The organism is Streptomyces nidicola (assembly GCF_050106155.1).
Lineage (GTDB): Bacteria > Actinomycetota > Actinomycetes > Streptomycetales > Streptomycetaceae > Streptomyces.
The window spans coordinates 7,344,221-7,366,758 of sequence record NZ_JBNBPI010000001.1 but is presented as its reverse complement, the minus strand read 5'-3'; the positions used below and the strand labels follow the sequence as shown (position 1 = coordinate 7,366,758).

Genomic DNA, 22,538 nt, shown 5'->3' with positions numbered 1-22,538 from the left:
TCCGTACCGCATTCGCGTCCCGAGCGGTGGACATTCGGGAGAGCGATTGTACGGACCGCGCACGCCTGAGTACGCTCTGTGCCCCATGCGACGCACTTCGCGCCCCACAGATGTCCCCGCCGGTCCCCCACAACCCGGCAACCTCCCCCACGAACTCAACCGTTTCGTAGGCCGCGGCACCGAACTCACGGCGCTGACGGCGGCGCTCGAGTCGGGCCGCCTGGTCACGGTCACCGGAGTCGGCGGCGTCGGCAAGTCCCGCTTCGCCGCCCACGCCGCCGCCCGGGTCCCGCGCTCCCTGTGTCCCGACGGGGTGTGGCGGGTGGAGCTGGCGACCGTGCGGCTGCCGGAGCTCGTCGAGTACACGCTCGCCGAGGCCCTCGGCCTCACCGATCACACCACGCGCGCGCCCCGCCAAATGCTGGTGGACCACCTCGCCGAGCGCCGGCTCGTCCTCGTGCTGGACGGGTTCGAACACCTCGTCGAGGCGTGCGCCTCCCTCATACGGGACCTGCTGCCCGCGGCGCCGGGGCTCCGGGTGATCGCGGTGGGCCGCAGACCGCTCGCCGTGGACGGGGAGCGGGTGTTCCCGCTGGCGCCGCTGCCGCCGGTCGACGCGGCGGAGCTGTTCGCGGACCGGGCCACGGCGCTGCTGCCCGGGTTCCGGCTGGACGGGCGGACGCTGGTGGACGTGCTGGAGGTGTGTCGCCACCTCGACTGTCTGCCGCTGGCGGTGGAGCTCGCGGCCGGGCGGCTGCGGGTGCTGTCGCCGCCGCAGCTGATGGAGCGGCTCGACGACCGGTTCCGGCTGTTGCGCGGTGGCGGCAGGGACGCGCTGCCGCGCCACCAGACGCTGCGCACCACGATCGGCTGGAGCCATGAACTGTGCACGCCGCAGGAGCGGTTGCTGTGGGCGCGCCTCTCGGTGTTCTCCGGCTCGTTCGACCTGGAGGCGGCGGAGTACGTGTGCGGTGGCGAGAGCCTGCCCGCGGACGACGTCGTCGACGTCCTCGACGAGCTGCTCGCGCAGTCCGTCGTCGTCCGCGAAGAGGCCGGGGTCGGGGTGCGCTACCGGATGCTCGACACGGTGCGCGCGTACGGGGCCGAGTGGCTGGACAACCTGGGCGACGGCCGCCGGATGCGGCGCAGGCACCGCGACTGGTACATGGGCCTGGCCACCTGGTGCGAGCTGGACTGGTTCTCGCCGCGGCAGGGCGAGGTGGCGACCCGGATCGAGGCGGAGCTGCCGAATCTGCGGGCGGCCCTCGAACACTGCCTGACCGAACCGGGCGAGACGCATCTGGGCCAGTACCTCGCGGGCACGCTCTGGTTCTACTGGGCCGGCTGCGGGCGGCTCTCCGAGGGGCGGCACTGGCTGGACCGCAGCGTCGGCCCGGACGCCGAGTTCGACGACGGTGACGTCCGCCCAGGACTCGCCGGCGAGGACACGGAGTACGGGGCCTCGCGCCTCAAGGCACTGTGGGTGCTCGGCTACGTCGCGATTCTGCAGGGCGACACGGTGCCCGCGCTCGCCGCGCTGCAGGAGTGTCACGAGGAGGCGGAGCGCGCCGGCGACGCCACGGCGCTCGCGTACGCGGTGCACCGCACCGGGTGCCTGGCCCTGGTCGCCGACGACCTGCCGCGCGCCGAGGACCTGCTGCGTACCGCGCTGACCAGCTACCGGGAGATCGGCGAGCTCAACAGCAACGTGCTGATGGGCCAGGTCGAGCTGGCGATGGCGCTCGCCTTCCAGGGCGACCTGGCGGAGGCCGTGGCACTGTGCGCGGACGTACGACAGGTGTGCGAGGACCACGGGGAGCGCTGGACCCTCGCGTACGCGCTCTATGTGCTGGCGTTCGCGCAGTGGACGGAGGGTGGTTACGCGCAGGCGCGCCGGCTGCTCGACGAGTGCCTGGCCATCGGCCACGAGTTCCACGATCTGCTGGGCACGGTGCTGTCGATGGAGCTGCTCGCCCTGATCACGGTCGAGGAGGGGGACGCCGCCGAGGCGGCGGTACTGCAAGGGGCGGCGGCCCGGATGTGGCCCTCCGTGGGGCTGCCGCTGTTCGGCTCGGCCCACTACAGCACGCCGCACAAGCGGTGCGAGACGCAGGCACGGCAGACGCTCGGCGACGCCCGATACGCCGAACTCGCGCGCTCGGGCGAGCAGTTGGAGCACGACGAGGCGGTGGCGCGCGCGCTGAGCAGCGGCCGGCGGCAGCGCCCGGCCACGGTGGTCCCGCATCCGGCCCGCCCCGCGGAACCGGCCCGGGGGAAACGCGAACCCGCCGCCTCGCACACCTGGAAGGGTGGCGAGACGGCGGGCTGAAACGCAGGTGAGACTACGTCCGCACTCCCCTGAGGGAGACTCCGGTGAGGGAGATCAGCGGGCGTAGTACTCGACGACGAGCTGCTCGTCGCAGATCACGGGGATCTCCTTGCGGTTCGGGTCACGGTCCAGGCGGAAGGCCAGGGCCTTCAGGTTCACCTGGAGGTAACGCGGGGTCTCGCCCTCGGGGGCGAAGCCACCCTCACGCGCGACCTGGAACAGCGGCTTGTTGCGGCTGCGCTCGCGGACCATGACGACGTCGTCCGGCTTCACGCGGAAGGACGGCTTGTCGACCTTCTGGCCGTTGACCTCGATGTGGCCGTGAACGACCATCTGACGGGCCTGGTAGATCGTGCGGGCGATGCCCGAACGGAGAACCAGGGCGTCGAGACGACGCTCGAGCTCGATGACGAGCGCCTCACCCGTCTTGCCCTCGACCTTCTTGGCGCGGTCGTAGGCGCGGGCGATCTGCTTCTCGCTCAGGTCGTACTGAGCGCGCAGACGCTGCTTCTCGAGCAGACGGACCTTGTAGTCCGAGTTCTGCTTGCGGCCGCGGCCGTGCTCGCCCGGCGGGTAGGGGCGGGCCTCGAAGTACTTGACGGCCTTCGGGGTCAGCGCGATGCCGAGGGCACGCGACTTCTTGACCTTGGGGCGGGACTGGTTCGGCATGAACCAAACACCTCGTGTTTCTGATGCGAATACGGCTTCACCAGGGTTCGGGGAGGTCGCAATCCGCAGCCCGGGAAACCCCACCGCTGTCCTTGCGGACGGCAGGGCAGCCGCTCCCAGGTCTGGGCACATACGTGCAGCACGCGAGTGGCCCACCGACCGGGCTCCGGGCCCTTGCGGGCCGGGCTGGTGGTGGGCTGCCCGCGACACCTTCGACGGTGCGCGACGCTCCTGGATCTCCTGTGCCGCGCGCGGAACGCACGGTTCGGGGGACCCGGCTTGATGTCCCGCTCTGGTGGTGCCGGTCTCCCTTTCGGGATCCCGGGCACGGGACACAGCACTTCGGGGCAGTCTACCGGATCAGTCGGACCCCTCGCCGCCAGGGCCCCCGAGCCGCTCGCGGACCCGCTCCACCACGTCCGCGTACCGGGCCTCCGCCCCGTAGCGCGTCGGCTGGTAGTAGCGGCGGCCCGCTATCGCGTCCGGCGCGTACTGCTGGGCGGCGATGCCGCCGGGCACATCGTGCGGATACACATAGCCCTGTGCGTGGCCCAGCTTGGCGGCGCCCTTGTAGTGCCCGTCACGCAGGTGCGGCGGCACGGGTCCTGCCAGGCCCTTGCGTACGTCCTCCATGGCGGCGCCGATCGCCGTCGTCGCCGCGTTCGACTTCGGGGCCAGGGCGAGGGCGATCGTCGCGTGGCTCAGGGTGAGCGCCGCCTCCGGGAAGCCGATCATCGCGACGGCCTGGGCGGCGGCGACGGCGGTCGGCAGCGCCGTCGGATCCGCGAGGCCGATGTCCTCGCTGGCGGAGATCATCAGACGGCGGGCGATGAAGCGGGGGTCCTCACCGGCCTCGATCATGCGGGCCAGGTAGTGCAGCGCCGCGTCCACGTCCGAGCCGCGGATGGACTTGATGAGGGCGCTCGCCACGTCGTAGTGCTGGTCCCCGTCCCGGTCATAAGTCACCGCGGCGCGGTTCACCGACTCCTCGACGCTTTCGAGGGTGATGGTCTCCTCGCCCTTGGCGATGGCCGCTCCGGCCGCCGCCTCCAGGGCGGTGAGCGCGCGCCGGGCGTCGCCGCCGGCCACCCGCAGGATGTGCTCCTCGGCATCCTTTGCGAGCGTCACCGCGCCGTCGAGACCGCGCTCCTCGGTGAGCGCACGCGCGAGCAGTCCGCGCAGGTCGTCGTCGGTGAGCGATTCGAGGGTGAGCAGCAGGGAGCGGGACAGCAGCGGGGAGATCACCGAGAAGTAGGGGTTCTCCGTGGTCGCCGCGATCAGCGTCACCCAGCGGTTCTCGACGGCGGGCAGCAGCGAGTCCTGCTGGGCCTTGCTGAAGCGGTGGATCTCGTCGAGGAAGAGGACCGTGTCCTTGCCGTGGGCGCCCAGCGCGCGGCGGGCGCCCTCGATGACGGCGCGTACTTCCTTGACGCCGGCGGTGATCGCGGACAGCTCCACGAACCGCTTGTTCGTCGCCTTGGACACCACGTACGCGAGCGTGGTCTTGCCGATGCCGGGCGGGCCCCAGAGGATCACCGAGGAGGCGCCCGCGGGTCCCGACCCGCCCTCGCCGACCAGTCGGCGCAGCGGCGAGCCCTGCTTGAGCAGGTGCTGCTGGCCGACGACCTCGTCGAGGACGCGCGGGCGCATCCGGACGGCCAGGGGGCTCGCGGACGGGTCCTTCTCCTGGCGCTCTTCGGCTGCGGCGGTGAACAGGTCGGCTTCCACGGTCAAAACCCTAAGTCACGCCACTGACAACGCCGCGGGCACGGGCCCCTCAGGCCCAGAGCGAGGAGCCCCAGCGCGTGAAGATCAGCACGGCGATGATGCCGATGTGCAGCACCGGCAGGGCCCAGGTGAAGTCCTCGAAGAACGTCCTGACCGGGCGCGGCGCCGGCAGGAACCCGTTGCGGATGTTGGAGGACGTGACGTACCAGAACATCAGGATCGTGGCGACCCAGGCCAGGCAGCACCACAGGCACAGCGCGTTGATCCGGTACAGGGACTGAAACTGGAGCCAGGTCACGAATCCGACGCCGAAGAGGCAGCCGAAGTTGAAGGTCAGCCAGTACCAGCGCGGGAACCGCGCGTTGGCCAGCAGGCTCATGCCGACGCCGATCACGATGGCGTAGGTGACGAGGCCGAGCCACGGGTTCGGGAAGCCGAAGGCCGTCGCCTGCTCGCTCTTCATGATGTTGCCGCAGGAGATGACCGGGTTCAGGGAGCAGCCCGGCGTGAAGTTCGGGTCCTCGGCCAGCTTGAGCTTGTCGAGCGTGATGATCCACGAGGCGAGCAGCCCGGCCGCTCCGGTGATCACCAGGAGCAGCCCGAAGGCTCGGCTGCCGCCGACGGAGCGCGGTGCGGGATCGGCCCCTGAGTCACGGGAGACGGTGTCGCTTGCTGTGGTCGTCTTGCTCATCACGCCGATCCGTAGGTGAGTACGCGAGTGGGTGTGCTGCGGTCGCCCTCATTCTGCCGCACCGGCCCCTGTGTCCACCGTTCGTTGGACATAAGCATGTACGCCCTCGGGGGCGAAAATGTTCGAGGCCCCGGAAGCGTGTTCCGGGGCCTCGAACATCAAGTGTGCGAAATCTGCCTACTTCAGCTTCGCGGTGAGCACGCCCACGATCTCGTCGACCGCGACGGCGTCCTGTTCGCCCGACTCCATGTCCTTGAGCTGCACGACACCCTCGGCCAGATCCCGCTCACCGGCGACGAGCGTGAACCGCGCGCCCGAGCGGTTGGCGTTCTTCATGGCGCCCTTGAGGCCCTTGCCGCCGAACGAGAAGTCCGCCGAGATCCCGGCCTTGCGCAGCTCGGTCACCTTGGCGAACAGCACGCGCCGCGCCTCGTCGCCGAGCGGCACCGCGAACACGCTGGTGGTGGCGGGCAGTTCGAGCGCGACGCCCTCCGCCTCCAGGGCCAGGACCGTACGGTCCACGCCGAGCGCCCAGCCGACCGACGGCAGCGAGGGGCCGCCGATCATCTCGGACAGGCCGTCGTAGCGGCCGCCGCCGCCGACCGCGGACTGCGAGCCGAGTCCGTCGTGGACAAACTCGAAGGTCGTACGGGTGTAGTAGTCCAGGCCGCGGACCAGCTTCTCGTCGTCCTCGAAGGCGACGCCCTCGGCGGTCAGCAGCTCGCGCACCTGCTCGTGGTACGCCTTGCAGGCGTCGCACAGGTAGTCGCGCAGCAGCGGCGCGTCCGTGAGCTGCTTCTGCACATCGGGCCGCTTGTCGTCGAGGACGCGCAGCGGGTTGATGTCGGCGCGGCGCAGCGTGTCCTCGTCGAGGTCGAGGCCGCGCAGGAACGTCTGCAGCGCCTCCCGGTAGACGGGACGGCACTCTTTGTCGCCGAGCGAGTTGAGCAGGATGCGGAAGTTGCGCAGGCCGAGCGAGCGGTACGCCTGGTCGGCCAGGATGATCAACTCGGCGTCCAGGGCCGGGTCCTCGGCGCCGATCGCCTCGGCGCCCACCTGGGAGAAGTGCCGGTAACGGCCCTTCTGGGGGCGCTCGTAGCGGTAGTACGAGCCCGAGTACCAGAGCTTGACCGGGAGGTTGCCCGCCTTGTGGAGGTTGGCCTCCAGGGCGGCGCGCAGCACAGAGGCGGTGCCCTCGGGGCGCAGCGCGAGCCTGTCGCCGCCCTTGGTCTCGAAGGCGTACATCTCCTTGGTGACGATGTCCGTGGACTCGCCGACACCGCGCGCGAAGAGCTCGACGTTCTCGAAGCCGGGCGTCTCGATGTAGCCGTAGCCGGAGTTCCGCAGCGGGGCGGAGATCGCCTCGCGGACCGCGAGATACGTCGCGGAGTCCGGCGGAAGCAGGTCGTAGGTGCCCTTGGGGGCCTGGAAGGTACTCACGGGAGGTTTCTCGTCACATTCCTCGTCGGGGAGCCTCGGTGGAGGATCCCTGGCCGGCGGCCACCTGCCGCAGATACGGGTTGGTGGCGCGCTCCTGGCCGATGGTCGTCTGGGAGCCGTGTCCGGACAGCACCACGGTCGAGTCGTCGAGCGGCAGGCACACACGGCCCAGCGATTCGAGCATGTCGTCCATGGAGCCACCGGGAAGGTCGGTGCGTCCGATGGAGCCGGCGAAGAGCAGATCGCCCGAGAAGAAGACGGACGGGATGTCCGCCTCCTCGGGCATCTGGAAGGTCACCGACCCCTTGGTATGGCCCGGCGCGTGCGCGACGCTGAAGTCGAGCCCCGCGAGCTTCAGCCGCGCGCCGTCGGACAGCTCCCGCACGTCGTCCGGCTCCCCCACGGACAGCTCGCCCATCAGCGGCATGCCGATGGAGCGGCCGATGCCCTTCTCCGGGTCGCTCATCATGTAGCGGTCGTCGGGGTGGATCCAGGCCGGGACGTCGTGCGCCCCGCAGACCGGGACGACCGAGGCGACATGGTCGATGTGCCCGTGCGTGAGGACGACCGCCACCGGCTTGAGGCGGTGCTTCTTGAGCGCTTCCTCGACACCCTGGGCGGCCTGGTGGCCGGGGTCGATGATCACGCACTCCTCACCCGCGGCGGGGGCAACCAGATAACAGTTGGTGCCCCAGGCCCCGGCGGGGAACCCGGCAATCAGCACGTTCGTCCTTCGTATGTCGTCGAAACGGAATGCGGCGGATCAGAGCCTACCGGCGCGGCCGATTCCACAGCGAACCCATATACGGTACGGGGCACTATCAGGGGCCCATGAAGGTCACGAGACGTACGAGGAGAAGACCCGGTGGTCAGCAAGGATCAGCGGCAGCGTCAGCTCGCCCGGGAGAAGTTCCTGCGCCAGCAGCAGCGGCGCGAGGCCGCTCGACGCAAGGCGCGCACCCGCAACACCGTGATCGCCTCCGTGCTCGCGGTGGCCGTCCTCGGCACGGGCGGCGCGTACGCCGCCGGGGCCTTCAGCGGTGACGGCAAGAAGGACACCTCGGCGGCGAAGGACAGCCCGTCGCCCTCGGCGAGCAAGAAGGCGTCCGAACCCAAGATGGCGATCGACAAGAAGGCCAAGTACGACATGGCCTTCAAGACGAGCGCCGGTGACATCACGATCGCCATGGACGCGGCGAAGACCCCGCACACCGTGAACTCGTTCAAGCACCTCGCGGACAAGGGCTTCTTCGACGGTACGAAGTGCCACCGCCTCACCACCAAGGGCATCTACGTCCTGCAGTGCGGCGACCCCGAGGGCACCGGCGCGGGCGGCCCCGGCTACACGCTCCCCGACGAGAACCTGGGCGGGCTCGGCAAGCCGGCCAAGGACGGCTCGGTGACCTACAAGGCGGGCACGGTCGCGATGGCGAACACCGGTCAGCCCGACTCCGGCGGCAGCCAGTTCTTCCTCGTCTACAAGGACAGCAAGCTGACGCCCACGTACACGCCCGTCGGCACGATGGACGCGAAGGGCCTCAAGGTCGTCAAGGACGTCGCGGCGAAGGGCGTCACCGGTGGCTCGGAGGACGGGGCGCCGAAGGAGGCCGTCAAGGTCAGCAAGGCGACGGTCAGCAAGAAGTAAGGCCAAAGGGCCACCCCACGCGCGTGCGGGCACGGAATTGAGCCGCGCTGAGTGCGGACAGTGGGGTGGCCGGTCGCCTAGATTGGCTTCGAGCGGCGCGGATTCGAGCCGCGTTGTGGAGGGCGGGCCGGGCCCGCCAGGAAACTGTGGACGATGCCCCGGGGCGGGACGCCCCGCGCAGGCATCATGTGGAGGAGGCGCTGTGAGCAGCGACCCGTGGGGCCGCGTCGACGAGACGGGGACCGTGTACGTGCGTACGGCCGACGGCAGCGAGCGAGAGGTCGGTTCGTGGAAGGCGGGGTCTCCTGACGAGGCCCTGGCCTACTTCAAGCGCAAGTACGACGGCCTGGTCGTCGAGATCGGGCTCCTCGAACGCCGGGTGAAGACGACCGACCTGTCGGCCAAGGACGCCATGACGGCGATCGAGCACCTGCGCGAGCAGGTCACGGACGCCCACGCGATCGGCGACCTGGAAGCGCTCGGCAAGCGGCTCGACAAGCTGGTGGAGAGCGTCGAGGCCCGCCGCGAGGAGCGCAAGGTCCAGAAGGCCAAGCAGTCCGACGAGGCGCGGCACTCCAAGGAGGCGCTGGTCGTCGAGGCGGAGGAGCTGGCCCAGTCCGAGCAGTGGCGGGCGGCCGGCGAGCGGCTGCGCGCCCTTGTGGACACCTGGAAGGGCCTGCCCCGCCTCGACCGCAAGTCGGACGACGAGCTGTGGCACCGCTTCTCGCACGCCCGCTCGGCGTTCTCCAAGCGCCGCAAGGCCCACTTCGCCTCGCTGGACGCGCAGCGCGAGGAGGCCCGCAAGACCAAGGAGAAGCTGGTCGCGGAGGCCGAGTCGCTGTCGAACTCGACGGACTGGGGCGCCACGGCGGCCCGCTACCGCGATCTGATGTCGGACTGGAAGGCCGCGGGCCGTGCGCAGCGCGAGCACGAGGACGACCTGTGGAACCGCTTCCGCGGCGCCCAGGACATCTTCTTCGCGGCCCGCAGCGCGGTGTTCGCCGAGCGCGACGCCGAGCAGGGCGAGAACCTCAAGCTCAAGGAGGCGCTCGCCGACGAGGCCGAGAAGCTGCTGCCGATCGAGGACCTGAAGACGGCTCGTGCCGCGTTCCGCTCGATCAACGAGCGGTGGGAGGCCATCGGTCACGTCCCGCGGGACGCCCGCCCGAAGGTCGAGGGCCGGATGCACACCGTGGAGCGTGCCCTCCAGGAGTCCGAGGAAGCGGAGTGGCGCCGTACGAACCCGGAGGCGCGGGCTCGTGCCGAGGGCCTCACCGGTCAGCTGCAGGCGGCGGTCGACAAGTTGAGCGGTCAGGTCGAGCAGGCGCGGGCGCAGGGCAACAACGCGAAGGCGGACAAGCTCCAGAAGGAGCTTGACGGGCGCCAGGCGTTGCTCGACCAGGCGGTCAAGGGGTTGCACGAGTTCGGAGGCTGACGCCGAACTTCACTTCTACGTAGAGGGGCCCGGCACCACGTGGTGCCGGGCCCCTCTACGTAGAAGCTCGGTTGATTACGGCCGCCGTGCCGACGTCACCCGGTACACGTCGTACACGCCCTCGACGCCCCGGACCGCCTTCAGGACATGGCCCAGGTGCTTCGGGTCGCCCATTTCGAACGTGAAGCGGGATGTGGCCACACGGTCGCGGGACGTCTGGACCGCCGCGGACAGGATGTTCACGTGCTGGTCCGACAGGACCCGGGTCACGTCGGACAGGAGCCGCGAGCGGTCGAGCGCCTCGACCTGTATGGCGACCAGGAAGACGGACGACTGCGTGGGCGCCCACTCGACCTCGAGGATGCGCTCCGGCTCGCGGGACAGCGAGTCCACGTTGACGCAGTCGCTGCGGTGAACCGATACGCCACTGCCGCGCGTGACGAAGCCGATGATCGGGTCACCGGGCACCGGCGTGCAGCAGCGCGCCAGCTTCACCCAGACGTCGTCGACGCCCTTGACCACGACGCCCGGGTCGGCGTTCGAACGGCGCTTGGATCGGCCGCGCGAGGGCGGTGCGCTCTCCGCGATGTCCTCGTTGGCCGCCTCCTCGCCGCCGAGGGCCTGCACGAGCTTCTGCACGACGGACTGCGCCGTGACGTGGCCCTCGCCGATGGCGGCGTACAGGGACGAGATGTCGGGGTAGCGCATCTCGTGCGCGAGCGTGACGAGCGAGTCGCCGGTGAGGATCCGCTGGATCGGCAGGTTCTGCTTGCGCATGGCACGCGCGATGGCGTCCTTGCCCTGCTCGATGGCCTCCTCACGACGCTCCTTGGAGAACCAGGCCCGGATCTTGTTGCGCGCACGCGGCGACTTCACGAAGCCGAGCCAGTCGCGGGACGGGCCCGCGCCCTGCGCCTTGGAGGTGAAGACCTCGACCAAGTCGCCGTTGTCCAGGGTGGATTCGAGGGGCACCAGGCGTCCGTTGACGCGTGCCCCTATGGTCCGGTGGCCGACCTCCGTGTGGACCGCGTACGAGAAGTCCACCGGCGTCGCCCCGGCCGGGAGCGCTATGACGTCGCCCTTCGGCGTGAAGACGAAGACCTCGTTGCGGGAGAGGTCGAAGCGCAGGGACTCCAGGAATTCCCCCGGGTCCTCCGTCTCCTTCTGCCAGTCGAGCAACTGGCGCAGCCAGGCCATGTCGTTGAGGTGGTCGTCCTTGCCCTTGCCGGACGACTTGGGCGCGTCGGTGCGCACCTTGGAGGCGCCCGCGACGGCCTCCTGCTTGTACTTCCAGTGCGCGGCGATGCCGTACTCGGCGCGGCGGTGCATGTCGAACGTACGGATCTGGAGCTCAACCGGCTTGCCGTTGGGGCCGATCACCGTCGTGTGCAGCGACTGGTACATGTTGAACTTGGGCATCGCGATGTAGTCCTTGAACCGCCCCGGAACCGGGTTCCAGCGGGCGTGGACGGTGCCCAGCGCCGCGTAGCAGTCGCGGACCGTGTCGACGAGGACGCGGATGCCCACCAGGTCGTAGATCTCCGCGAAGTCGCGGCCACGGACGATCATCTTCTGGTAGACGCTGTAGTAGTGCTTGGGGCGCCCTGTGACGGTCGCCTTGATGCGGGCGGCGCGCAGGTCGGACTGCACCTCGTCGGTCACTATGGCCAGGTACTCGTCGCGCTTGGGCGCGCGCTCGGCCACGAGCCGCACGATCTCGTCGTACATCTTGGGGTAGAGGATCGCGAACGCGAGGTCCTCCAGCTCCCACTTGATGGTGTTCATGCCCAGGCGGTGCGCCAGCGGAGCGTAGATCTCCAGCGTCTCGCGGGCCTTCTTCTCCTGCTTCTCGCGCTTGAGGTAGCGCATGGTGCGCATGTTGTGCAGGCGGTCGGCGAGCTTGATGACCAGGACACGCGGGTCCTTGGCCATCGCGACGACCATCTTGCGCACGGTCTCGGCCTGCGCGGCCTCGCCGAACTTGACCTTGTCCAGCTTCGTCACGCCGTCGACCAGCAGCGCCACCTGGTCGCCGAAGTCGCGCTTGAGGGTGTCCAGGCCGTACTCGGTGTCCTCGACCGTGTCGTGCAGCAGGCCCGCCATCAGCGTCGCCGGGTCCATGCCGAGCTCGGCGAGGATCGTCGTCACCGCGAGCGGGTGCGTGATGTACGGGTCGCCGCTCTTGCGCTTCTGGCCGCGGTGCCAGCGCTCGGCGACCTGGTAGGCGCGCTCGACCTGGCGCAGCGTGGACGTCTCGATCTTCGGGTCGTTGCTGCGCACTATCCGCAGCAGCGGCTCCAGGACCGGGTTGTACGGGTTCGAGCGCTGCACGCCGAGGCGCGCCAGGCGGGCGCGGACGCGGTTGGAAGAGCCGGAGCGCGCGGCCGGCTGGTTCGTGGCCGCGCGGATCGCCGGCGGTGGTGTGGGGCGCGGCTGGCCCGCGGGAGGCTTGGTGCGCGGCTGCTCGGCCGCCGTGCCGCTCGGCGGCGCAGGCTTCGCCGTCTTCGCGTCCTTCTCGGGCGTGCGGGAAGGAGCCGCGGCGGCAGTTGCCTGTTCGTCATGCGTGGCGGCGGAGAGTGGCTTGGCCTCGTCTGGCAACGGCGCTCCTCGTGCGCGACGGGTCCCCCGTTCAGGTCCCGGAGAGCCCATGGTATCGATCCGGCGTCCTCGGCTCGCCCCGGGCCGACGGGACGCCTTCGTACTGGTGAAACACCAGAGGCGGGCACCGGATTCCTCCGGGCCCGCCGCCAAGGCTGTGAACTGCGGCTTTACACCACGAGCAGGGCGTCGAGCGGCGCGCCCTGAAGCGCGGATTCGAGTCGCGCGCGACCCGGCAGAAAACCCAGCTCCATGAGGACGGCGCAGCCCGCGACCTCGGCGCCGGCGCGGCGGATCAGGTGCACCGCGGCCTCGGCGGTGCCGCCGGTGGCCAGCACGTCGTCGATCACCATGACGCGGTCGTCGGCGCCGAGGTCCTCGGCGTGCACCTCGATCTCGGCGGAGCCGTACTCCAGGTCGTACGACTGCGCGAGCGTCGCACCGGGGAGCTTGCCCGCCTTGCGTACGGGGATGAAACCGAGGCCCGCGCGGATCGCGACGGGGGCGCCCAGGATGAAGCCGCGCGCCTCCAGACCGACGATCTTCGTGGCCCCGTGGCGGACACAGAGCTCGGCGAGCGTGTCGGTGAGGGCCGTGAAGGCCGCCGGGTCCGCGAGCAGCGGGGTGATGTCCTTGAACAGGACACCGGGCTCCGGATAGTCCTGCACATCGCGGATGCGGCTGAGGAGCAGCTCCTTGATGTCGGTCATTTCTGCACCTCAGCGAGTATGTGAAGAGTTTTTCCTGGAGGTTCGACCGCTTTGCGGCGACCGCCAACCCTAGCAGTCGCCGCTGTGGGGAGACGCCAAGGGCGCCAGGGCCTCGAAGGCTCCTGGCGCCCTTGTGACGACCGTGTCGGTCCGGCTCAGCGGCGCTTGCCCGAGGGGCGGCCGCGGCCGCGGTTACGGGCCGGCTGGTTGCGCGGACCCGCGGCGGCGGGACCGGCGCCCGCGGGGGTGGCGTCCTGCGGCTCGGCCTCCGTCTCCAGCGAGCCGTCGGCCTGGTGGCCCACGACGGCGGTGTCGGCCTTCGCCGCGGCGGCTGCCCGCTTGGCGAGCACCCGCTTCTTCAGCGCCTTCATCTTCGGGTCGCGCTCCTTGAGGTCGGCGACCAGCGGAGTGGCGATGAAGATCGACGAGTACGCACCGGCAGCGAGGCCCACGAAGAGCGACAGCGAGATGTCGTTCAGCATGCCCGCGCCGAGGAAGCCGCCGCCGATGAACAGCAGACCGCCGACCGGGAGGAGCGCCACGACCGTGGTGTTGATCGAGCGGACCAGCGTGCTGTTGATCGACCGGTTGGCGACCTCGCTGTACGTCCAGCGGGTCTGCTTCTCGAGACCCTTCGTCTGTTCCTTGAGCGAGTCGAACACGACGACCGTGTCGTAGAGCGAATAACCAAGGATGGTCAACAGACCGATCACCGTGCCCTGCGTGACCTCGAAGCCCACCAGGGCGTAGATCCCGACGGTGATCGTGATGTCGTGGATGAGCGCGACGAGTGCCGCGAGCGCCATCCGCCACTCGAAGGCGATCGCCAGATAGATCACGACCAGGACCATGAAGATGGCCAGGCCCTGCCATGCCTTGTTGGCGATCGAGGCGCCCCAACTCGGGCCCACCAGGTCGGCGTTGATGTCGTCGGCCTTGATGTCCATGTCCTTGGACAGCTCGGCCTTGATCTGGTCCGACTTGGCGGTGTCGACGCCCGCGACCTGGATGCGCAGGCCGCCCGAGCCGAGCTCCTGGACGACCGCCGGGTGACCCGAGGCGTCCGCCGCGTACTCCTCGGCCTTCTGGGCCGAGACGCTGGTCTTGGGCGTCGTGAAGATCGCGCCGCCCTCGAACTCGATGCCCATGTTCAGGCCGCGCACCGTCAGACCGAGGATGGCCGTGATGGTGATCAGGATCGAGACGCCGTACCAGATCTTGCGCTTCCCGATGAAGTCGTACCCGACCTCACCGCGATACAGCTTGGCGCCGAGATTGCCCAGCTTCGACATCTCACGCCTCCTTCGGGTCGACAGGGCGGGTGGCGCGGCGGGTGCGACGCAGTGGGGGCTGCACGCCGAGGCGCTTCGGGTCGAGGCCAGACCACTTGTGCCCGCCCGTGAAGAACTTGGTGCGGGCCAGGAGCGTCATCAGCGGCTTCGTGAAGAGGAAGACCACGACGATGTCGAGCAGGGTGGTCAGGCCGAGCGTGAACGCGAAGCCCTGCACCTTGCCGACGGTCACGATGTAGAGCACCGCGGCCGCGAGGAACGACACGAAGTCGGAGACCAGGATGGTGCGCCGGGCCCGCGGCCAGGCGCGCTCCACGGCGGGACGCACGGTGCGTCCCTCTCTGATCTCGTCCCGGATCCGCTCGAAGTACACGATGAACGAGTCCGCGGTGATACCGATGGCCACGATGGCACCGCAGACGGCCGGCAGATTCAGCGCGAAGCCGATGGCCGGGCCGAGCAGCGTCATCAGGGTGTACGTGAGGATTCCGGAGGTGAGCAGCGAGGCCAGGGCGACGATCGACAGGCCCCGGTAGTAGACCACCAGGTAGATGATGACCAGCGCGAGGCCGATGGCGCCCGCGATCAGGCCGGCGTTGAGCTGCTCACCGCCGAGCGCGGCGGTCACCGAGGTGACGCTCTGCTCGTGGAAGGTCAGCGGCAGGGCGCCGTAGGACAGCACGTTCGCGAGGTCCTGGGCGGACTCCTGGGTGAAGGAGCCGGAGATCTCGGCGTTCTGGCTCAGGGTGGAGCTGACGCTGGGGGCGGAGACCACGTCGCCGTCGAGCACGATGGCGAACTGGTTCATCGGCGACTGCTGGCTCTTGAGCTTGCTGGTCGTCGCGGCGAACTTCTTCGAGCCCGCGCCCGTGAACTCCATGTTCACGACCCACTGGCCGTTCTGCTGGTTGATGGTCGCCTGGGACTTCTTGACGTCCTTGCCGCCCACCTCGGACGGGCCGAGGATGTACTTCTGCCACTGCCCCTGGCTCTGACCGCAGGCAATGATCGGGTCGGTGGACTTCGAGCCCTCGTTGATCTTGGTGCGGGCGGCCTTGTCCGTGCAGTCGAGCTGCATGAACTTCTTCTGCAGCGCGGTGGTCGCCGGGTCGGCGCTGGCGCCCGGGGTGGCCTGCGCGTCGCCGCCGCTCTTCGCGGAGGCGCTCGGCGTCGCGTCGGCCTTGAGGCTGTCGGTGACGGCGCGGCCCTGCGTCGTGGCGCTCGGGGTCGGCGTGGCCGTCGACTTGTCGGTCGCCTTGTCCGAGCCGGTGGCCTTGTCGGTCGCCTTGCCACCCGTCGAGGCGCTCGGGGACGGGGTGGCCGACTTGTCACCCTTGCCGGCCGGCTGGCCGGAGGTCATCGTGAGCACCGGACGGAAGTAGAGCTGCGCGGTCGTACCGACCTGCTCGCGGGCCTGCTTCTCGTTCGTCCCTCGCGGGATGTTGACGATGATGTTGCTCTTGCCCTGCGTCTGGACCTCGGCCTCGGAGACACCCATGCCGTTGACACGGCGGTTGATGATGTCCGCCGCCGTGTCCATGTTGGTCTTGTTGATCGCGTTGGGCTTGCCCGGCTCGTTCTTGGCCTCCAGCGTGATGCTGGTGCCGCCCGCGAGGTCGATGCCAAGGCGCGGGGTGAACGTGCCGGAGGCGAACATCCCCCCGACGAGCGCGACCATGATGATCACGATCAGGCCCAGGGCGCGCCCCGGCTTCGACTGGGCACCTGCCCCTCGGCTCTTCTTAGGTGTGGCCACCTTCTCGTACTCCCTCTCCATCCGCCCGGCATCGGGGTTGGGTGCCCGGACGGCCATGAAATGGTCGAGAGTCCGCGCGGGTCCCGCACGAACAGGAACCGCGGGGCACATCGAGCGGACGCCCCACGGTTCCGGCCGTACTACTTCGCGTCGGACTCGCCGTCGGTCTTCTTCACCTCGACGTCGTCGGCCTTCTCGGCCGGCTCGGCCTTCTCGGCCTCGGCAGCCTCGGCGGGCTCGTCCTTCTTGCCGAGGTCGATGCGCGAGTCGTCAGCGGCGGCGGTCTCGTCGGTCTCGGTGAGGGAGGACGCGTCGTCCGGCACGACGGCGTCGTTGGTCAGCTCGTCATCACCAACGACTTCCTCGCCGTGGACGATGCGGTTGTACTCGTCATCGGTGAGTACGGCGCCGATGGCGTTCTTCGCGAACATGAGGTGGACCCCGGGGCCGGCGTCGAGGAGGACCGCGTCGTCGTGGACCTCCTTGACCGTGGCGTACATGCCCCCGATCGTGCGGACGCCGGAACCGGGCTGCATCTCATTGCGCATGTCCGCGGCTTGCTTCTGCTTCTTCTTGGCAGACCGGGTCATCAGGAACATGGCCCCGATGAGCACAATGAACGGGAGGAGGGTCACAGGACTCACGGGTAGGAACTTCCTTCATTCGGCCGCGTCGAGATGCGGCCGCATCGATGATGGGGTATTACGCCGCTGTAAAGGCGACGTCGGCGGAGTCTAAGCGAGTCCGCACTGTGGGAACAACGCTCAGCATGGCACCGGGGTTCCAGCCCCGGCGAGCACGCGCGCCGTCATGCCCCGAAGAGGTCTTGTTGTCCGCCTGCCCCAGGTCTCCCTTGGGGTGCGGTGAGTCCGAGGTGGGCCCACGCGGCGGGAGTCGCCACGCGCCCCCTGGGGGTGCGCGCCAGGAGTCCCTCTCTGACGAGGAAGGGCTCGGCGACCTCTTCCACGGTCTCACGCTCCTCCCCCACGGCGACGGCGAGTGTCGAAAGTCCCACAGGCCCACCGCTGAACAGCTTGAGCAGGGCTTCGAGCACGGCGCGGTCCAGGCGGTCGAGGCCGCGGCCGTCCACCTCGTAGACGCCGAGGGCCGCGGACGCGATGTCCCTGTTGATCTGTCCGTCGGCCTTGACCTGCGCATAGTCACGGACGCGGCGCAGCAGTCGGTTGGCGATACGGGGCGTGCCGCGGGAGCGACCGGCGATCTCTGCGGCGCCCTCCGTGTCGATCTCCACATCGAGGAGGCTCGCCGAGCGATGGATCACCCGCTCGAGCTCAGGGGGGCCGTAGAACTCCATGTGCGCGGTGAAGCCGAAGCGGTCGCGCAGCGGCGGCGGCAGCAGCCCCGCGCGCGTGGTCGCGCCGACGAGGGTGAAGGGCGGCAGCTCCAGCGGGATGGCGGTGGCGCCCGGGCCCTTGCCGACGATGACGTCGACCCGGAAGTCCTCCATCGCCATGTAGAGCATCTCCTCGGCGGGCCGCGACATCCGGTGGATCTCGTCGAGGAAGAGGACCTCGCCCTCCTGGAGCGAGGAGAGGATCGCCGCGAGGTCGCCCGCGTGCTGGATCGCGGGGCCGGAGGTGATGCGGATCGGGGCGCCCATCTCGGCCGCGATGATCATGGAGAGGGTGGTCTTGCCGAGGCCGGGGGCGCCGGAGAGCAGGACGTGGTCGGCTGTGGCGCCGCGCGCGCGGGCGGCGCGCAGGACCAGGTCGAGCTGCTCCCTGACCTTCTCCTGGCCGATGAACTCGCCCAGGTCCTTGGGGCGCAGGGCCGCCTCTACGGCCTGGTCCTCGTGGTCGGCCGACGCACCGACGAGCCGGTCGGCCTGCGGCGTCGCAGCGTCTTCGGCGGTCTCGTCCCAGTTCATGTGTGGTGCCTCGCGTTACGGATTCGGAGGGGCGGTCGGCGTCGGGTGCCCGGTCGGGGCGGCGGGGCTAACGGGTGCGGTTGAGGGTCTGCAGGGCCGCCTTCAGGAGCTGGCCGACCTGCGGTGTGCCCTCCGCGGCCTCGGCCTGCGGGGCGACCGCGTCGACCGCCTCGTCGGCCTCGCGGGTGGCGTAGCCGAGGCCGATGAGCGCGGCGTGCAGCTGCTCGCGCCAGCCGTTGCTGACGGGCGCCCCGATGGCGGGGCCGCCCGTGCCGAGGGGCTCGCCGAGCCGGTCCTTCAGCTCCAGGAGCAGCTTCTGGGCGCCCTTCTTGCCGATGCCTGGGACGGCCGTGAGCGACTTCTCGTCACCCGTGGAGACGGCTCTGCGCAGCGCGTCCGGGCTGTGCACGGCGAGCATCGCCTGCGCCAGGCGCGGGCCGACGCCGCTCGCCGTCTGCAGCAGCTCGAACGTCTGCTTCTCGTCGTCGTCCGCGAAGCCGTACAGGGTGAGCGAGTCCTCGCGTACGACGAGGGAGGTGGCGAGCTTGGCCTGCTGGCCGATACGCAGCGTGGACAGCGTGTTCGGCGTGCACTGGAGGGCCATGCCGACACCGCCCACCTCGACCACCGCGGCGTCGGGGGCGAGGGCGGCGACGGGGCCGCTGACGAAGGCGATCATGCGGTACGGCCTTTCGGTGCGTGAGCTGCGTGGGACGGCTTGGCGGCCTTGGCCGCGTGCTGGGCCACGGCCTGCTGGAGTCTGTTCTGCGCGGGGGCCCGCCAGATGTGGCAGATGGCAAGGGCGAGTGCGTCGGCGGCGTCGGCCGGTTTGGGCGGGGCGTCGAGCCTCAGCAGGCGCGTCACCATGGCGCCCACCTGCGCCTTGTCGGCGCGGCCCGTGCCGGTGACGGCGGCCTTGACCTCGCTGGGCGTGTGCAGCGCCACGGGGATGCCGCGGCGCGAGGCGCACAGCATGGCGACGGCGCTGGCCTGGGCGGTGCCCATCACCGTACTGACGTTGTGCTGGCTGAACACCCGCTCCACGGCGAGGACTTCGGGCCGGTGCTCGTCGAGCCACTGCTCGATGCCCTGCTCGATGGCGACGAGGCGGTGGCCCAACTCGGCGTCCGCGGGCGTCCTTACGACACCGACGCCGCGCATCGTCAGCGGCCGTCCCGCGATCCCCTCGACCACGCCGACACCGCACCGGGTGAGACCCGGGTCCACCCCGAGAACGCGCACGCCTGCCCCCAACCTTCGATCGCCTGTTTGTGCAGGCTATCGGGTGCCACTGACAAAGCGGCGGGCCGACGGGGTGTGTCCCATCGGCCCGCCGCTGATGTCGCGTCAGGCGTCGACCTTCTCCATGACCTCGTCGGAGACGTCGAAGTTGGCGAAGACGTTCTGCACGTCGTCGCTGTCCTCGAGCGCGTCGATCAGCTTGAAGATCTTGCGCGCGCCCTCCTCGTCCAGCTCGACCTGCATGGTCGGGACGAAGTTGGCGTCCGCCGAGTCGTAGTCGATGCCGGCGTCCACGAGCGCGGTGCGGACCGCGACCAGGTCGGTGGCCTCGGAGAGCACCTCGAAGGACTCACCCAGGTCGTTGACCTCCTCGGCGCCCGCGTCGAGCACGGCGCCCAGGACGTCGTCCTCGGACAGGTCCGCCTTGGGGACGATCACGACGCCCTTGCGGTTGAAGAGGTACGCCACCGAGCCGGGGTCGGCCATGTTGCCGCCGTTGCGGGTCATGGCGACACGCACGTCGGAGGCGGCACGGTTGCGGTTGTCGGTGAGGCACTCGATGAGCACCGCGACACCGTTCGGCCCGTAGCCCTCGTACATGATCGTCTCGTAGTCGGCGCCGCCGGCCTCGAGGCCGCCGCCGCGCTTGACCGCGGAGTCGATGTTCTTGTTCGGGACCGACTGCTTCTTCGCCTTCTGGATGGCGTCGTACAGCGTCGGGTTGCCCTCGATGTCGGTGCCGCCCATGCGCGCGGCGACCTCGATGTTCTTGATCAGCTTCGCGAAGAGCTTGCCGCGCTTGGCATCGATCACGGCCTTCTTGTGCTTCGTCGTAGCCCATTTAGAGTGGCCGGACATCTGCCTGTCTCCTTCGCGTAACCAATTTACGAACGCCAGAGATCCTACAAGGAACCCGGAGCGTCCTTCGCCCGCACCATATCCACGAACAGGGCGTGGATCCGGTGGTCGCCCGTGAGTTCCGGGTGGAAGGACGTCGCGAGGGCGTCGCCCTGGCGCACGGCCACGATGTGCCCCTCGTGCTCCGCGAGCACCTCCACCTCGGCGCCCACGGACTCCACCCACGGAGCCCGGATGAAGACGCCCTCTACAGGATCGCCCTCGACGCCCTGGACGTCGACCGCCGCTTCGAAGGACTCGTTCTGCCGTCCGAAAGCGTTGCGCCGCACGATCATGTCGATGCCGCCGATGGTCTCCTGGCCCGAGCGCGGGTCGAGGATCTTGTCGGCGAGCATGATCAGGCCCGCGCACGTCCCGTAGATCGGCAGCCCGTCACGCACGCGCGCGCGAAGGGGCTCCATCAGACCGAAGAGGTTGGCCAGCTTCGACATGGTGGTCGACTCGCCGCCGGGGACGACGAGCCCGTCGACCTCGGCCAGTTCCTCGGGGCGCCGCACGGGCCTCGCCACGGCGTCGGCCGCGGCCAGGGCGACGAGGTGCTCCCGCACGTCGCCCTGGAGCGCGAGCACTCCGACCACGGGAGTGGTCATCACCAGCCCCGGTTCGCGTAGCGCTCGCCCTCGGGCAGCGTGTCGCAGTTGATGCCGACCATGGCCTCGCCGAGGTTGCGGGACGCCTCCGCGACGATCTTCGGGTCGTCGAAGAAGGTGGTGGCCTTCACGATGGCGGCGGCGCGCTTGGCCGGGTCGCCGGACTTGAAGATGCCCGAGCCGACGAAGACGCCCTCGGCGCCGAGCTGGCGCATCAGCGCGGCGTCGGCGGGGGTGGCGACGCCACCGGCGGAGAAGAGGACCACCGGCAGCTTGCCCAGCTCGGAGACCTCCTTGACCAGCTCGTACGGGGCGCGCAGGTCCTTGGCGGCGGCGTACAGCTCGTTGTTGTCGAAGCCGCGCAGCTTGGCGATCTCGTTCTTGATCTGGCGCAGGTGGCGCACGGCCTCCACGACGTTGCCGGTGCCGGCCTCGCCCTTGGAGCGGATCATCGCGGCGCCCTCGGCGATGCGGCGCAGGGCCTCGCCCAGGTTCGTGGCGCCACAGACGAACGGGGTCGTGAACGCGAACTTGTCGCTGTGGTTGACCTCGTCGGCCGGGGTCAGGACCTCGGACTCGTCGATGTAGTCGACGCCGAGCGACTGCAGCACCTGGGCCTCGACGAAGTGGCCGATGCGGGACTTGGCCATCACCGGGATCGAGACCGCGCCGATGATGCCCTCGATCATGTCGGGGTCGGACATCCGGGCCACGCCGCCGTCCTTGCGGATGTCGGCCGGCACCCGCTCCAGGGCCATCACCGCGACGGCGCCGGCGTCCTCGGCGATCTTCGCCTGCTCGGGCGTGACGACGTCCATGATGACGCCACCCTTGAGCTGCTCGGCCATGCCTCGCTTGACGCGGGCGGTGCCGGTGGCGGTGTTTTCAGAAGTGGACACGGGTGACCTCACTCGGTGAAGAAAGCTTTTGCAGCACCGAGGAAACCTCTGGGCAGCAGGCCACTACAAGGGCCAATGGACAGCCGGTGGCTCCTTTTGGCCTGGGATCCAGTGGATCTAGGGCTGATCCGAACGACTGGCCCTAGTTGGTGGCGCGGTCGGCCAGCGCCACCGGCGGCTCGTCGTCCATCTCGAAGGCCAGCGGGAACGGGGCGTGCCCGGCGAGCCGGAACCAGCGGACCGTGCGGTGGCGGCGCAGCGCGCGGGCGGCGCGTACGGCGTCGTTGTGGAAGCGGCGGGCCATGGGGACGCGGCGGACCGCCTGGGCGAGCTCCTCGGCGGCCTCCTCGCCGCCGGGGGCCTCGCGGACCACCTCGACCTGGTCGGGCTCGTTGAAGATCGCCCTGAGCGCCTGGCTGAGCTCGCTCTCCGCGACCTCGCGCTGATCCTCCTCGGCCTGGCGCGCGGCGTGCGCCGCCTCGTACAGCACGATCGACGCGGCCGGGTCGAGCACGCCCGACGTGGCCAGTTCCTGGGCGACCGAGGCACGGCGCAGGAGTTGGGCGTCGAGGGCGGCGCGGGCCGCGTCGATACGGGCGTGCAGGCGGTCGAGCCTTCCTGCGGTCCAGCTCAGGTAGAGCCCGATCGCGAAGAGGGCTACGGCGATCCAGATGAGGGTGACGGTCACGGGCGGCAAGGCTACCGGGG

20 protein-coding genes are annotated in these 22,538 nt (G+C 69.8%); 3 read left to right on the top strand and 17 right to left on the bottom strand.

Features of this window, described 5'->3' with window-relative positions; all coding sequences use genetic code 11:
- The first annotated feature begins 85 nt into the window (after positions 1-85).
- Complete coding sequence (locus ACOKM3_RS33335) at positions 86-2,329, top strand: ATP-binding protein (protein WP_426904956.1); 2,244 nt, start codon at positions 86-88, stop codon at positions 2,327-2,329.
- Between the two features lie 54 nt (positions 2,330-2,383).
- On the opposite strand, the gene rpsD is transcribed toward ACOKM3_RS33335, so the two are convergent.
- From rpsD to ACOKM3_RS33310, 5 genes are all read right to left on the bottom strand, one after another.
- Entirely contained in the window at positions 2,384-2,998 is a 615-nt protein-coding gene (gene rpsD / locus ACOKM3_RS33330) for a 30S ribosomal protein S4 (protein WP_327664298.1), read from the bottom strand.
- Between the two features lie 360 nt (positions 2,999-3,358).
- The gene (locus ACOKM3_RS33325) at positions 3,359-4,726 is read right to left on the bottom strand and encodes a replication-associated recombination protein A (RefSeq protein WP_426904955.1); all 1,368 of its coding nucleotides are present in this window, start codon (positions 4,724-4,726) and stop codon (positions 3,359-3,361) included.
- A gap of 49 nt (positions 4,727-4,775) precedes the next feature.
- The gene (locus ACOKM3_RS33320; protein WP_426904954.1) at positions 4,776-5,417 is read right to left on the bottom strand and encodes a vitamin K epoxide reductase family protein; all 642 of its coding nucleotides are present in this window, start codon (positions 5,415-5,417) and stop codon (positions 4,776-4,778) included.
- 177 nt (positions 5,418-5,594) lie between these two features.
- Complete coding sequence (hisS, locus tag ACOKM3_RS33315; RefSeq protein ID WP_426904953.1) at positions 5,595-6,857, bottom strand: histidine--tRNA ligase; 1,263 nt, start codon at positions 6,855-6,857, stop codon at positions 5,595-5,597.
- A gap of 13 nt (positions 6,858-6,870) precedes the next feature.
- Complete coding sequence (locus tag ACOKM3_RS33310) at positions 6,871-7,581, bottom strand: MBL fold metallo-hydrolase (RefSeq protein ID WP_426904952.1); 711 nt, start codon at positions 7,579-7,581, stop codon at positions 6,871-6,873.
- Positions 7,582-7,722: 141 nt separating this feature from the next.
- Here ACOKM3_RS33310 and ACOKM3_RS33305 point away from each other — a divergent pair, with 141 nt between their 5' ends.
- Both ACOKM3_RS33305 and ACOKM3_RS33300 read left to right on the top strand, forming a co-directional pair.
- Positions 7,723-8,502 carry a peptidylprolyl isomerase gene (locus tag ACOKM3_RS33305; protein ID WP_426904951.1) on the top strand — a complete coding sequence of 260 codons (780 nt, stop codon included), beginning with the start codon at positions 7,723-7,725 and terminating at the stop codon, positions 8,500-8,502.
- Between the two features lie 202 nt (positions 8,503-8,704).
- Entirely contained in the window at positions 8,705-9,937 is a 1,233-nt protein-coding gene (locus ACOKM3_RS33300) for a DUF349 domain-containing protein (RefSeq protein WP_426904950.1), read from the top strand.
- A gap of 75 nt (positions 9,938-10,012) precedes the next feature.
- On the opposite strand, the gene ACOKM3_RS33295 is transcribed toward ACOKM3_RS33300, so the two are convergent.
- The 12 genes from ACOKM3_RS33295 to ACOKM3_RS33240 form a co-directional block, all read right to left on the bottom strand.
- Entirely contained in the window at positions 10,013-12,535 is a 2,523-nt protein-coding gene (locus ACOKM3_RS33295; RefSeq protein ID WP_426904949.1) for a RelA/SpoT family protein, read from the bottom strand.
- A gap of 170 nt (positions 12,536-12,705) precedes the next feature.
- On the bottom strand, positions 12,706-13,245 hold the full coding sequence (locus ACOKM3_RS33290) for an adenine phosphoribosyltransferase (protein ID WP_426904948.1): 540 nt from the start codon (positions 13,243-13,245) through the stop codon (positions 12,706-12,708).
- A 155-nt stretch (positions 13,246-13,400) separates the two neighbouring features.
- Positions 13,401-14,537: a protein translocase subunit SecF gene (secF, locus tag ACOKM3_RS33285; protein ID WP_426904947.1), complete on the bottom strand. Its 1,137-nt coding sequence runs from the start codon at positions 14,535-14,537 to the stop codon at positions 13,401-13,403.
- 1 nt (position 14,538) lies between these two features.
- Positions 14,539-16,293 (bottom strand): protein translocase subunit SecD, encoded by a 1,755-nt coding sequence (gene secD, locus ACOKM3_RS33280; protein ID WP_426906963.1) that lies wholly within the window; start codon positions 16,291-16,293, stop codon positions 14,539-14,541.
- 140 nt (positions 16,294-16,433) lie between these two features.
- Positions 16,434-16,937, bottom strand: coding sequence for a preprotein translocase subunit YajC (yajC, locus tag ACOKM3_RS33275; RefSeq protein WP_426904946.1), 504 nt, complete (start codon positions 16,935-16,937; stop codon positions 16,434-16,436).
- A gap of 164 nt (positions 16,938-17,101) precedes the next feature.
- Entirely contained in the window at positions 17,102-18,181 is a 1,080-nt protein-coding gene (gene ruvB / locus ACOKM3_RS33270) for a Holliday junction branch migration DNA helicase RuvB (RefSeq protein ID WP_426904945.1), read from the bottom strand.
- 67 nt (positions 18,182-18,248) lie between these two features.
- Complete coding sequence (gene ruvA / locus ACOKM3_RS33265; protein WP_426904944.1) at positions 18,249-18,860, bottom strand: Holliday junction branch migration protein RuvA; 612 nt, start codon at positions 18,858-18,860, stop codon at positions 18,249-18,251.
- Entirely contained in the window at positions 18,857-19,423 is a 567-nt protein-coding gene (ruvC, locus tag ACOKM3_RS33260; protein ID WP_426904943.1) for a crossover junction endodeoxyribonuclease RuvC, read from the bottom strand. Before ruvC ends, ruvA begins: the two co-directional genes overlap by 4 nt.
- A gap of 105 nt (positions 19,424-19,528) precedes the next feature.
- The gene (locus tag ACOKM3_RS33255; RefSeq protein WP_426904942.1) at positions 19,529-20,281 is read right to left on the bottom strand and encodes a YebC/PmpR family DNA-binding transcriptional regulator; all 753 of its coding nucleotides are present in this window, start codon (positions 20,279-20,281) and stop codon (positions 19,529-19,531) included.
- A gap of 44 nt (positions 20,282-20,325) precedes the next feature.
- Entirely contained in the window at positions 20,326-20,931 is a 606-nt protein-coding gene (pdxT, locus tag ACOKM3_RS33250) for a pyridoxal 5'-phosphate synthase glutaminase subunit PdxT (protein ID WP_426904941.1), read from the bottom strand.
- Complete coding sequence (gene pdxS / locus ACOKM3_RS33245; RefSeq protein ID WP_266721743.1) at positions 20,931-21,830, bottom strand: pyridoxal 5'-phosphate synthase lyase subunit PdxS; 900 nt, start codon at positions 21,828-21,830, stop codon at positions 20,931-20,933. Before pdxS ends, pdxT begins: the two co-directional genes overlap by 1 nt.
- Before the next feature lie 142 nt (positions 21,831-21,972).
- Positions 21,973-22,518: a LemA family protein gene (locus ACOKM3_RS33240; protein WP_426904940.1), complete on the bottom strand. Its 546-nt coding sequence runs from the start codon at positions 22,516-22,518 to the stop codon at positions 21,973-21,975.
- Positions 22,519-22,538 lie beyond the last annotated feature (20 nt).

What these genes read in the sequence shown, in the direction of transcription:
- ACOKM3_RS33335 (WP_426904956.1), top strand. Translation starts at nt 86, where the DNA reads ATGCGACGCACTTCGCGCCCCACAGATGTCCCCGCCGGTCCCCCACAA.
- rpsD (WP_327664298.1), bottom strand. Translation starts at nt 2,998, where the DNA reads ATGCCGAACCAGTCCCGCCCCAAGGTCAAGAAGTCGCGTGCCCTCGGC.
- ACOKM3_RS33320 (WP_426904954.1), bottom strand. Translation starts at nt 5,417, where the DNA reads ATGAGCAAGACGACCACAGCAAGCGACACCGTCTCCCGTGACTCAGGG.
- ACOKM3_RS33290 (WP_426904948.1), bottom strand. Translation starts at nt 13,245, where the DNA reads ATGACCGACATCAAGGAGCTGCTCCTCAGCCGCATCCGCGATGTGCAG.
- secF (WP_426904947.1), bottom strand. Translation starts at nt 14,537, where the DNA reads ATGTCGAAGCTGGGCAATCTCGGCGCCAAGCTGTATCGCGGTGAGGTC.
- ruvB (WP_426904945.1), bottom strand. Translation starts at nt 18,181, where the DNA reads ATGAACTGGGACGAGACCGCCGAAGACGCTGCGACGCCGCAGGCCGAC.
- ruvA (WP_426904944.1), bottom strand. Translation starts at nt 18,860, where the DNA reads ATGATCGCCTTCGTCAGCGGCCCCGTCGCCGCCCTCGCCCCCGACGCC.
- ACOKM3_RS33255 (WP_426904942.1), bottom strand. Translation starts at nt 20,281, where the DNA reads ATGTCCGGCCACTCTAAATGGGCTACGACGAAGCACAAGAAGGCCGTG.
- pdxT (WP_426904941.1), bottom strand. Translation starts at nt 20,931, where the DNA reads ATGACCACTCCCGTGGTCGGAGTGCTCGCGCTCCAGGGCGACGTGCGG.